11 protein-coding genes and 2 pseudogenes are annotated in these 11,696 nt (G+C 68.0%); all 13 read right to left on the reverse strand.

Annotation, left to right across the window (positions count from 1 at the left end; genetic code table 11):
* Positions 1-210: pseudogene (gene flhF, locus BDI24065_RS40135) on the reverse strand (flagellar biosynthesis protein FlhF); the annotation flags it as partial.
* Positions 207-2,306 carry a flagellar biosynthesis protein FlhA gene (gene flhA, locus BDI24065_RS40140; protein ID WP_175035839.1) on the reverse strand — a complete coding sequence of 700 codons (2,100 nt, stop codon included), beginning with the start codon at positions 2,304-2,306 and terminating at the stop codon, positions 207-209. The gene flhA and the pseudogene flhF, both read right to left, overlap by 4 nt.
* Complete coding sequence (flhB, locus tag BDI24065_RS40145) at positions 2,303-3,502, reverse strand: flagellar biosynthesis protein FlhB (RefSeq protein ID WP_175035840.1); 1,200 nt, start codon at positions 3,500-3,502, stop codon at positions 2,303-2,305. The genes flhA and flhB overlap by 4 nt, the downstream gene beginning before the upstream one ends.
* A gap of 340 nt (positions 3,503-3,842) precedes the next feature.
* Complete coding sequence (locus BDI24065_RS40150) at positions 3,843-4,403, reverse strand: DUF805 domain-containing protein (protein ID WP_368040807.1); 561 nt, start codon at positions 4,401-4,403, stop codon at positions 3,843-3,845.
* Positions 4,404-4,764: 361 nt separating this feature from the next.
* Entirely contained in the window at positions 4,765-5,262 is a 498-nt protein-coding gene (locus BDI24065_RS40155) for a VOC family protein (RefSeq protein WP_175035841.1), read from the reverse strand.
* 167 nt (positions 5,263-5,429) lie between these two features.
* Positions 5,430-6,668 carry a DUF3443 family protein gene (locus BDI24065_RS40160; RefSeq protein WP_175035842.1) on the reverse strand — a complete coding sequence of 413 codons (1,239 nt, stop codon included), beginning with the start codon at positions 6,666-6,668 and terminating at the stop codon, positions 5,430-5,432.
* 16 nt (positions 6,669-6,684) lie between these two features.
* On the reverse strand, positions 6,685-7,188 hold the full coding sequence (locus BDI24065_RS40165) for a DUF2844 domain-containing protein (RefSeq protein ID WP_175035843.1): 504 nt from the start codon (positions 7,186-7,188) through the stop codon (positions 6,685-6,687).
* A 261-nt stretch (positions 7,189-7,449) separates the two neighbouring features.
* A complete protein-coding gene (cheZ, locus tag BDI24065_RS40170) occupies positions 7,450-8,181 on the reverse strand; it encodes a protein phosphatase CheZ (RefSeq protein ID WP_175035844.1) in 732 nt (243 codons plus the stop codon).
* A gap of 1 nt (position 8,182) precedes the next feature.
* Positions 8,183-8,578, reverse strand: coding sequence for a chemotaxis response regulator CheY (gene cheY, locus BDI24065_RS40175; protein WP_006485893.1), 396 nt, complete (start codon positions 8,576-8,578; stop codon positions 8,183-8,185).
* A gap of 67 nt (positions 8,579-8,645) precedes the next feature.
* Entirely contained in the window at positions 8,646-9,737 is a 1,092-nt protein-coding gene (locus BDI24065_RS40180; RefSeq protein ID WP_175035845.1) for a protein-glutamate methylesterase/protein-glutamine glutaminase, read from the reverse strand.
* Entirely contained in the window at positions 9,734-10,459 is a 726-nt protein-coding gene (gene cheD / locus BDI24065_RS40185; protein WP_175035846.1) for a chemoreceptor glutamine deamidase CheD, read from the reverse strand. Before cheD ends, BDI24065_RS40180 begins: the two co-directional genes overlap by 4 nt.
* Positions 10,456-11,439: a CheR family methyltransferase gene (locus BDI24065_RS40190; RefSeq protein WP_175035847.1), complete on the reverse strand. Its 984-nt coding sequence runs from the start codon at positions 11,437-11,439 to the stop codon at positions 10,456-10,458. The genes cheD and BDI24065_RS40190 overlap by 4 nt, the downstream gene beginning before the upstream one ends.
* A 3-nt stretch (positions 11,440-11,442) precedes the next feature.
* Positions 11,443-11,696: pseudogene (locus BDI24065_RS40195) on the reverse strand (methyl-accepting chemotaxis protein); the annotation flags it as partial.

Consider the following 11,696-nt stretch of genomic DNA (forward strand, 5'->3'; position numbering starts at 1 on the left):
GGATTCCGGCACGCGCGGCGCGGCGATGCGCGGGCGCGCCGCGGCCGGCGGCGTCACGGCGGCCAGGTCCGAATCGGCGAGTGCAACGATTTCCACGCTACCGTCATCGAGCGTGCGGTTCGACAGCACGACCGCGTCGGCGCCGAGCGCCTCGCGCACCAGACGAAGTGCGTCGCGGCTCGTAGCGCCGGTGAATTTGCGAATGTTCAAGCGGAACCCCCGATGACGTTAACGACTTTGATCGTGCGTGTGTCCGGCACTTCGGCATACGACAGCACTTTCAATTGCGGCAGGCTGCGGCGCAGGAAACGCGCGAGCATCGCGCGCAGCGCGTGCTGCACGAGCAGCACGGGCGGCAGCCCGAGATTCTGTTGACGCAGCATCGCCTGTTGCGTGCCGGTCAGAAGGTTGTGCGCGAGGCCGGGTTCGAGGCCCGGGTTCGCGCCGGTGGCGAGCGCCTGCGACAGCACGCGCTCGAGATTCGAGTCGAGGCCCATCACCTGCATCTCGCCCGCACCCGGATACCACTGCTGCGTGATCGCGCGGCCGAGCGAGAGCCGCACCGCGGCCGTGATCTCGAACGCGTCGCCGCGGCCCGCGTGTTCGGACACGGCTTCGAGAATCGTGCGCATGTCGCGGATCGGCACGCCTTCCTCGAGCAGGTTCTGCAGCACCTTCTGCAGCGTCGTCAGCGAAATCGTCTTCGGCACGAGGTCCTCGACGAGCGACGGCGCGTCCTTGCCGGTGCGCTCGACGAGCGACTGCACTTCCTGGCGGCCGAGCAGCTCGGCCGCGTGCTGGACGACCAGATGATTCAGGTGGGTCGCGACGACCGTGCTCGCGTCGACCACCGTGTAGCCGTACACCTGCGCCTGCTCGCGCATCGCGACGTCGATCCACACGGCCGGCAGCCCGAACGCGGGATCCTGCGTGACGGCGCCCGGCAGCGCGGCCGTCACCTGGCCGGGATTGATCGCGAGCCACTGGCCCGGGAACACTTCGCCGACGCCGATCTCGACGCCCTTCAGCGCGATCCGGTACGCGTTCGGCCGCAGTTCGAGGTTGTCGCGGATATGGATCACCGGCGGCAGGAAGCCGATTTCCTGCGCGAATTTCTTGCGGATGCTCTTGATGCGCTTGAGCAGTTCGCCGTCGCTGTTCTTGTCGACGAGCGGGATCAGCCGGTAGCCGACTTCGAGGCCGAGCGGGTCGATCAGCTGCACGTCGTCCCAGGTCGCCTCGTGGCTGTCCGACGGCAGCACGGCGGGCGGTGCGATGTCGGTCAGGTCGCCGGCCGCCTTGCGGGCCGCCGCGCGCTTGGTCTGCGTGTGTGCCAGCCAGATCGAGCCGCCGCCGAGTGCGAGGAACGCGAAGTGCGGCATGCCGGGGATCAGCCCCATCAGCACGATGATCGCGCCGGTGATGGCCAGCACGCGCGGGTTCGTGAACAGCTGGCCGGTGATCTGCGTGCCGATATCTTCGTCGGTCGCGACGCGCGACACGATCACGCCGGCCGCGGTCGAGATCACGAGCGACGGGATCTGCGCGACGAGGCCGTCGCCGATCGTCAGCAGCGTGTAGTTCGTGCCGGCGGCCGCGAACGTCATGTCGTGCTGGACCATCCCGACGATCAGCCCGCCGATCACGTTGATCGCCATGATGATCAGGCCGGCGATCGCGTCGCCGCGCACGAACTTCGACGCGCCGTCCATCGACCCGTAGAACTCGGCTTCCTGCGACACGGCCAGGCGGCGCTTGCGTGCCTGCTCTTCGTTGATGAGGCCCGCGTTCAGGTCGGCGTCGATCGCCATCTGCTTGCCGGGCATCGCGTCGAGCGTGAAGCGCGCGGACACTTCGGCGATCCGCCCCGCGCCCTTCGTGATCACCATGAAGTTGATGATCATCAGGATCACGAACACGACGATACCGACCGCGAAGTTGCCGCCGACGAGGAAGTGGCCGAACGCCTCGATCACCTGGCCGGCCGCGTCCGGGCCCGTGTGGCCTTCGAGCAGCACGACGCGCGTCGATGCGACGTTCAGCGACAGGCGCAACAGCGTCGAGAACAGCAGCACGCTCGGGAACGCCGCGAAGTCGAGCGGCTTCATCGTGTACATGCTGACGAGCAGCACCATCACGGACAGCGCGATGTTGAACGTGAACAGCAGATCCAGCAGCATCGGCGGCAGCGGCAGGATCATCATCCCCAAAATCATGCAGATGAGGATCGGGCCCGCGAGCGCGCGCAGGTTGGTACCCGCGAGCATGTTCGGGCGCTTCGCGAACAGGCCGGTCGGGGTGCTCATGCGGAGGCTCCTTGCTTGCCGAGCGTATCTTCGGCTTCCTCGCGTTCATCGTCGGCAGACACCGACGCGCCCTTGTCGAGATCGGCCGGCACCTCCAGATCGACCGGCATCGCCGGGAACGCGCCGCCTTCCGAACGGAAGCGCTTGAGCTGGTAGACCCACGCGAGCACTTCGGCGACGGCCGAGTACAGCGAGCCGGGAATCTCGCGTTCGAGTTCGACGTTGTGATACAGCGCACGCGCGAGCGGCGGCGCTTCGAGCAGCGGCACGTTGTGTTCGGCCGCGAGTTCGCGGATGCGCGCGGCGACGAGGTTCACGCCCTTCGCGACGACCTTCGGCGCGCGCATCTCGCCGTCCGTGTATTGCAGCGCGACCGCGAAGTGCGTCGGGTTCGTCACGACCACGTCGGCCTTCGGCACGGCCGCCATCATCCGGCGGCGCGCGATCGCACGCTGCTGCTGGCGGATCCGCCCCTTCACGTGCGGATCGCCTTCGTTCTCGCGATGCTCGCGCTTCACTTCTTCCTTCGTCATGCGCAACTTCTTGTTGTACTGCCAGATTTGGTAAGGCACATCGAGTGCGGCGACCACCAGCATCCCGGCGACCGTCGTGCCGCAGCACACGGCGACCAGATGCAGCGCATCGGGCAGCGCCACGCCGAGCGGCTGTGTCGCGAGGCCGAGCAGCTCGTCCTTGCTGCGCCAGATCGCGATGCCGCCGATCCCGCCGACGACCAGCGTCTTCGCGAGCGACATGCCGAGCTGGATCGGCCCCTGGATCGAGAAGATCCGGCCGAGGCCCGAGATCGGGTTCAGGCGGTCGAACTTCAGCTCGAACGTCTTCGACGAGATCAGCCAGCCGCCGAGCGCCATCGGCGCGAGCAGCGCGGCGACGCCGGTGAGCGCGAGGATCGGCAACAGCGCGGCGAAGCCTTCGAGGCTCGCGCTGCCGGCCGCCGACAGCATCCGGTTCGTGTCGAACGCGGTCGCGCGATCGAACGTGAACGCGCCGCGCATCATCGCCTCCAGATGCCCGCCCGACGGGCCCGCAAGCAGCCACGCACCGTAGAACCCGGCCGCGAGCAGCGCGAACGAAGCCAGTTCGCGCGAACGCGCGACCTGCCCCTCCTCGCGCGCCTTCTCGCGGCGCCTGGGAGTGGCGGCTTCGGTCTTGTCGAGATCGCTCTCGTCTGCCACGGGGCCTCCAGTCGGGTACGGCGGAATGCCGCTTTCCAGTGACACCGATTATTCATGGAGGCGTCAAACGCCGATCGGTCGAGCAAAGCCGGGAAAGGGGGGTATTTCGGGGAATCGGGCGAGCCGGTGTGAATGGGGCCGGACGGGGGACGGAACGGTGCGCGGCGCGGCGGAAAAACGTGCCGGTCGGTGCGATCGCGGGGTGTCGGCTCCGGACGGAGCGACGACGACGTGAAGCGAGGAAAAAGCGTGGAAACGGTGCAGCCGTGAAGCGGCGCCGCGGGTGCGACGCGAAATCAGGCCCCGACGCGACGGCGTCGCGCGTCGGGGCCGGCGTCGGTCAGGCCGCCGCGATCGGATCCGCGCCGAAGCGGTTCGGGCCTTCGGTGCCGCGCGAGCACATCCACACGAGCAGCAGGATGCCGCCGACGATCGGAATCAGCGCGAGCAGCAGGAACCAGCCCGAGCGGCCCGTATCGTGCAGCCGGCGCACGCTGACCGCGATGCTCGGAATGATCAGCGCCAGCGAAACCAGAAGGAGCGCGCCGAGCAGCAACAGCGTGATCAGGCCCGCGTTGCGGCCGGCCGCGCCGATGACTTGCGCGCCGAGCGACAGAATGCAGCTCAGCAGCGCGAAATACCAGTATTCGGCACGACGCGCGCGGCCTTCGAATGTCGCGTATTTATTAAGTGCGGAACGAACAGCTTCTGAAAAATTCATTTTATTACCCTCATGTTTTATATTGACGACCCCGGAAACAACGCCGGCATTATATGTTTGAATTTCGCCGGGCTCCATCTCTTTTCGCATGCCGGGCGGTGCGCCTACCCGCTCTCGCGGCGCGCCGATACAGCATGGGAACGGTTGCAACAGCGTAACGCCGCGCCACGCGACTTGCATGCCGCGTCATTTTAATAATCTTGAAGACCTGACAGAAACTACAGCCCTGGATAATCCAGAATTTGATTACATCCGAATGAAATCGGGTGCATTCGATAATCGGCGCGAGTGTGCCGCATTCGATTAACCGGCCGGCATTATGCAGACGTGCAAAGCGCACTACCCTTCGCCATTCCCGATGCCCGATGCCCGATGCCCGATTCCCGATTCCGGTCGAACCGCACCATGCTCCGTCATCGGCTCGTTCCGTTGCTGTCGCTCGCCTGCGCGCTGGCGGCCGGCCACCGGTCTGGCGCCCGCTTCCGGCGCTGACGGGCCTGCTCGGCCCCTGGAGCCTGTTCAGGCCATCGACAGGCACGTGCTAACCCGCCGCCGCCCGCTGCAGCGCGCCGAGATCGAGCTTCTTCATCGTCATCACCTGCGCCATCACGCGCTCGGCGCGCCCTGGATCGCCCGTCATCAGTTCCGGCAGCTGCACCGGCACGACCTGCCACGACACGCCGAAGCGGTCGCGCAGCCAGCCGCACTGCTGCGCGCGCTCGTCGCCGCCTTCCGACAGGCGCGCCCAGTAGCGGTCGATTTCGTCCTGGTCCCGGCAGTTGACGACGAACGACACGGCCGGCGTGATCTGGAACACGGGGCCGCCGTTCAGCGCGACGAACGCCTGCCCGTCGAGCTCGAACGAGACGGTCATCACCGCGCCCTCCGCGCTGCCGGATGCGTGCGCGCCGGCCTTGCCGTAGCGCGCGACGTGCACGATGCGCGCGTGGTCGAACACCGATACGTAGAAACCGGCGGCCGCCTCGGCGTCGCGGTCGAACCACAGGAACGGCGTGATGCGTTGTATGCGCGGGCTCATGGCGCTGTCTCCTCGATGTCGTGCCGGCACGGGGCCGGTATTACATCGTAGGCGCTCCGCCCGCATGCGGCGGCGCTCCGGTCCGACCCGTCATGCCGCCCACCGCGCCCGGATAAAAAAAGGGGGCGATCGCTCGCCCCCTTTTCCCTGCGTACCGCCGTCGGGCGTCAGAACGCGACGAAAGGCGCCGCGCCGCCGCTCGCGGTCTTGTCCATCCCGAAGTAGATCGTCTTGTTGTAGAAGTGCGGCATGCCGATGTCGAGCCAGCTGGACGAGCCGAACGGACCCGCGATGTCGTTGAACGCGAACGTCGACGAGTTCGAGAACAGCGAATCCGCGTTCGTGACGGGCATCGATACCGTGCCGCTCACGCCGTTCTGGCCGGTCAGCGTCGCCGAATAGGTGGTCGCCGCCGACGGGCAGTAGAACTGCGCGTTCCTCGAACAGACCGTCTGCGACGAATCGTTGAAGAAGTACGCATTCGAGCCCGTATCGAAGAACGCGGTCACGTTGCGTCCGAGGAACGTCGCGCTGACGTCGCCCGTCGTGGTCGACGTCATCACGGTCTTCCCGGTCAGGTCGGGCAGGCCGAACGTCAGCGTGCCGGTTGCGCTCGCCTGCCCGTTGTTCGAGATGGCCGGCATCGTCACGCTCACGCCGCTGCTGTCGGCGAAGCGATGCACCGGGTTGGCCACCTGCTGCGCCACCGGCACGAGCGCGACCGCGCAGCTCGCGTTGTCGCCGTTCGGGCACGCGTAGTAGTTGTTGTTCGTCGACGTCGACGTCGCGCAGGTCGTGCCGCAGTCGACCGGCGCCGGCCCAATGCCGAGGATCCCGTTCGCGCCGAGCGCGCTCGCCGAGTTGGCCGATGCCCCGCCGTTCGTGCACGAGCTCGGCACGTTCGTCGTGCCGAGGTCACCGATGATCTGCACGGGCAGCGAGCTCGCCTGCTCGGAGCCGATCGACAGGTCGACCGTGCGCACCGATCCCCACGTATAGCTCGACACGAACTTGCCGCACTCGGCGACCGGCGCGCCGCCGCTCGTCACCTGCGGGAGGTTGCCGAGCACGCCCGACACGGCGCTGCCGACGAGCCGCAGCCCGTACGACGCGGTATCGACGAGCACGTTGTTGACCACCTGGCAGTTCGACGTGCCCGGCGCGCAGACCTTCACGCTGACGGTCGGGATGTTGATCACGTTCGCGACACCGGCGTTGACGGTGATGACCGCCGTGTTCCCGGAATTGCCGTCCGAGCCGCCGTTACCGTTGTTGCCGCCGTTGCCGTTGCTGCCCGAGCTGCTGCCGCCACCGTCGCCGCCGCCGCAGGCCGTCACGAGGACGGCCGTCGCCGCCGCGAGGCCCAGCACGCCGAGCCAGCGCTTGAATGTACGAGGAATTCTCAAGATCGCTCTCCCGCTGTCACTGGATGTCGGTGCCGGTCAGGCCGGCAGGCAGCACCGCCGGCAGCCAGGCCTGGCCCGAGAAGGCGCCCATGTGGCCGCCTGTCCGGATCACGAGGCCGCTCGTGTCGACGGACACGGGCGCGCGCCAGCCGCGCGCCTTGTGCGCCGCCTGCACGCCTGCGGTGTACTGCGGGAAATAGCTGCCGAGCAGCGAGGCGAGATCCGGCATCGTCGGCCCTTGCCACGCGAGGCCGAACACGCTGCCGGCGGCCGACGTGTATTCGTGGATGACGGTGCCCGATCCGAGCGTGATCTCGCGGACGGTATAGGTGGCCGTGCTCGTCTGCACGCCGTCTGCGGGACGCATCGCGCGCTGCAGCGCGCGCACGGTTGCGGCCTGATCGTCCGCCGGCGGCGTCATCGGCGCGCCGCCCAGTTCCGCGTGTGCGTGGACGCTCCACAACACACCCATTGCAGCCGCCGCGTGCGCGACGGCCCAGCCCAAGCGTTTCAGCTTCACGTTCCCCCCCAAGGGACTGGCTTCGTTGCCGACGGTGCGGCCATCGGGCCCGCGCCGCCTGTCAACATACAAAATCTTACGAATGACGCTACGTTGCTGCTGACGCGTAGTATGCCTGCTGAGTGTGTCGAAGTGTCAATTTGACGCGGGGTCCCCGTGGGCCTCGCGGGTGAGACCGGCGTGGGAAAGCAGTGCGGGGGAAGCGTGACGCGTGCATCGGGCGGCGCCGCGACTCGCGACGCGCCGATGCATGCGACAGGGTCAGAAGCCCAGACTGGCGAGCAGGTCGTCGACCTGACCCTGGTCCTGGACCACGTCGGATTTGCCTTCCGGCGCGATCTGCGGGCCGTTCAGCAGCGACTCGGGGCTGCCGGTCGAGCTCATCTGCTCGGCCGCGAGCGCAGCCGCGGTGGCCGCGAACTGCTCGCGCCGCTCGGGCGCGATGTTCTCGACGAGCACCGTGAGGAGCTGCTGCTCGATCAGGTAGACCATGTCCATGATCTTCTTGATCACCTGCCCGGTCAGGTCCTGGAAATCCTGTGCGAGCATGATCTCGAGCAGTTGCGCACTGGTCGCCGACGTCGATTCGGGCAGCGTGCGCAGGAACGAGCGCGTATCGTCCATCAGCTCGCGCACTTCCGCGTGCTCGATCGGCGCCGCGTACCACTGCGCCCAGCGCGCGTCGAGTGCCTCGGCCTCGTTCTGGATGCGCTCCTGCATCGGCTTCGCGACCTCGATCGCATTCAGCACGCGCACGGCGGCCTGCTCGGTCATCGTCGCGACGTAGCGCAGCCGGTCGCGCGCATCGGGCACGGCTTCCGCCGCCCGCTCGACGTGCTTGTCGAGCCCGAGCTCGCGCATCGAGTCGCGCAGCGTGCGCGTGACATGGCCGATACGCGCGAGAATGCGGTCGCTCGCGAAATCGGCGCCTTCGGCGTGGCCGTCGGCGCTGAACCCGGCGCCCGTCAGCGCTGCATGGATCGGCTCGTTCACGTCAGCTCCCGGCCTTCGCCATCTTGTCGATGATCTTGTTCAGCTTCTCGTCGAGCGTCGCGGCCGTGAACGGTTTCACGACGTAGCCGCTCGCGCCGGCCTGCGCCGCCGCGATGATGTTCTCCTTCTTCGACTCGGCCGTGACCATCAGCACCGGCAGGTGCGTGAGCGTCGCGTCCGCGCGGATTTCCTTCAGCATCGCGAGGCCGTCGAGGTTCGGCATGTTCCAGTCCGAGATCACGAAGTCGTAGCCGCCGCCGCGCAGGCGCGCGAGGCCGGCGAGACCATCTTCGGCCTCGTCGACGTTCGAGTAGCCCAGTTCCTTGAGCAGGTTGCGGACGATCCGGCGCATCGTCGGGAAATCGTCCACCACCAGGATTTTCATGCTCTTGTCCATCGTCGTTCCTTTCCAGATTCGTTTCCGTCGGGACGCGTATCGTGGCACGCGCCCCGTGACATTCCATTCAAACGCGCTGCACGCGGTCGCCCATCGTCGCGAGGCGCGCCATCACGCGGCGGCTCATCTCGCCGAGCGGCACGATCTCGTCCGCGCCGCCGAGCGCGATCGCCTCGCGCGGCATCCCGAACACGATGCAGCTTGCTTCATCCTGCGCGAACGTGTGAGCGCCCGCGCGTTTCATTTCCAGCAGGCCGGCCGCGCCGTCGCGACCCATCCCGGTCAGGATCACCCCGATCGCGTTCTTGCCCGCGTGCGTCGCCGCCGAGCGGAACAGCACGTCGACCGACGGGCGGTGCCGGTTGACCGGCGGTTCGTCCGACAGTTGCGCAATATAGTTCGCCCCGCTTCTCGCAAGCAACAGGTGCGCGTGGCCCGGTGCAATATACGCGTGACCCGGCAGCACGCGCTCGCCGTGCTCGGCTTCCTTCACCGCGATCCGGCACAGGCCGTTCAGCCGCTGAGCGAACGATTTCGTGAAGCCCGGCGGCATGTGCTGCGCGATCAGCACGGCCGGCGCATCCGGCGGCAGCGGCGTCAGCACTTCGCGGATCGCCTCGGTGCCGCCCGTCGATGCGCCGATGATGATCAGCTTCTCGGTACTGACGAGCGGGTTGTTGATCATCGGCGCGGCCGGGTGGCTGTCCGCCGCGCGCGCGACGGCCTGCGGCTGCGGCGCCTGGCGCACGCGCGCACGCGACGCCGCGCGGATCTTGTCGGCGAGCTTTTCCGCGTAGTCGAGCATCCCGTCGCGAATCCCGACGCGCGGCTTCGTGACGAAATCGACCGCGCCGAGTTCGAGCGCGCGCAGCGTGATCTCCGAGCCGCGCTCGGTCAGCGACGACACCATCACGACCGGCATCGGCCGCAGGCGCATCAGCTTCTCGAGGAAGTCGAGCCCGTCCATGCGCGGCATTTCGACGTCGAGCGTGAGCACGTCGGGGTTGTGCTGCTTGATGAGCTCGCGCGCGACGAGCGGATCGGGCGCGGTCGCGCACACCGTCATGTCGGGCTGGCTGTTGATGATCTCGGTCATCAGGCTGCGGATCAGCGCCGAATCGTCGACGCACAACACTTTGATCTTCTGCACTGCGGTCATGCCTCCTGCTTTCTTGATAGGTTCGCCGCCCGCTCGCCGCCGGCCGGCGCCGCGCTGCGCGCGCCGAACAGCTCGATGCGCGGGCGTGCCGGCTGCGGCGGGGCCGGACGCTTCGCCGCGAACAGCTCGACGTGCGGACGCGGCCGTGCCGCGCGGGCGCGATCGGCCTCGCGGGCGAGCGCGGCTTCGCGCTCGGTGACGCCCGGCACCTGCAGCCGCAGCTTCTTCACCGCCGCGCGCCCCGTGGCCGCCATGAACGCGACCTTGCGCGGGTGCACGCCCTGCAGGTCTTCCGCCGTGATGCGGATGCGTTCGAGCGCCAGGTAGCGGCGCACGAAATCCGCGTTGCGGTCGCCGATGTTGATCGTCGTCATCCCGGCCAGCACGGCAGCGCCCCCGAACACCTTCGCCTCGAAGCGTTCGCGGCGCCCGCCGGCCTTGATCATCTCGTTGATCAGCACTTCCATCGCGTACGCGCCGTAGCGCATCGATTCCGACGCGGCCGCGCCCGGATCGGCGCCGTCGTCCGGCAGCATGAAGTGGTTCATCCCGCCGATGCCCGCGTACGGGTCGTGCAGGCACGCGGCGACGCACGAGCCGAGCACGGTCATCAGCACCATGTCCTCGGACGTCGTGTAGAACTCGTTCGGCAACAGCTTCACGCCGGGACGGCCGAAGTGGTTGTCGAAGTAGCGATTGGTTGCGATCGGCAGGGCACTCATCCGCGCTCTCCAAGAGCTGATGCGGCACCCGCGGCATGCAGGCGCGCGGGCGACGCCATCGTGGGCGCCTGCGCGCCACGCGGCCGCGCGCCCTGTGCAGCGTCGCGGGTCAGTTCATACACCGTCTGGCCGCGCAGCCGGAACGCCTGCGTGACATACGTGAAGTTTTCCGAATGGCCGGCGAACAGCAGCCCGCCCGGCTTCACCAGCGGCTCGAAGCGCGACAGCACCTGCCCCTGCGTCGGCTTGTCGAAATAGATCATCACGTTGCGGCAGAAGATCGCGTCGAACGGCTTCGCGATCCCGTAATCCGCATCGGTCAGGTTCAGCTGCTCGAAGCGGATCATCGCGCGCAGCTCGGGGCGCACCTTCACGCGGCCGGCCTGCGCGCCCGTGCCCTTCAGGAAGAAGCGCTTCAGCCGCTCCGGCGCCAGGTGCTTGACCTGGTCATACGTGTAGATGCCGGCCTCCGCCTTCGCGAGCACCTGCGTGTCGAGGTCGGTCGCGAGGATCGACGCGCCGCGCGCGGCCGATTCGCCGAGCGCCTCGATCAACGTGATCGCGATCGAGTAAGGCTCCTCGCCGGTCGACGCCGCGGAGCACCAGACCGATACCGGCGCCGGCCGCCCCTTCACGAAATCCGACAGGATCGGGAAATGGTGCGACTCGCGGAAGAACGCGGTCAGGTTCGTCGTCAGCGCGTTGGTGAACGCTTCCCACTCGAGCGGATCGTCTTCCTGCTCGAGCTGGTCGAGGTAGTCGCGAAACGTGTCGAGACCGCGTGCCCGCAAGCGGCGCGCGAGACGGCTGTACGCCATGTCGCGCTTGTGCTCGGACAGCGAGATCCCCGCGCGTTGATGGATCAGCGCGCGAATGCGTGCGAAATCCGCGCCCGTGAACGCGAAGTCGCGCCCCGGCTCGCCCGCGCGAGGCGAGGCATCCGGTGCATCAGGTCGAAACGGCGCGCGCGCGTGCGGCATGGTTTAGAAGGTCTCCCAGTCGTCGTCGGACGTGCCGGCCGTGGCCGCCGCCGGCTTCTCGCCGTTCAGCGCCGGGCGCAGGAGCGCGGGCTTCGCGGCCGGCTTGTCGGCCGGTGCGGCGGTTTTCGCGAGACGCGGCCCGTAGCCGCCCGCAGCCGTGCCGCGGGCAGCCGGTGCATCCTTCTGCGCGTGCGCGCCGGCATCGGCCGCGCGCTTCGGTTCGTGGCCCGCACCCGACGCAGCCGCGGCGGCACGCG

It is taken from the genome of Burkholderia lata, from assembly GCF_902499025.1.
Classification (GTDB): domain Bacteria; phylum Pseudomonadota; class Gammaproteobacteria; order Burkholderiales; family Burkholderiaceae; genus Burkholderia; species Burkholderia lata_C.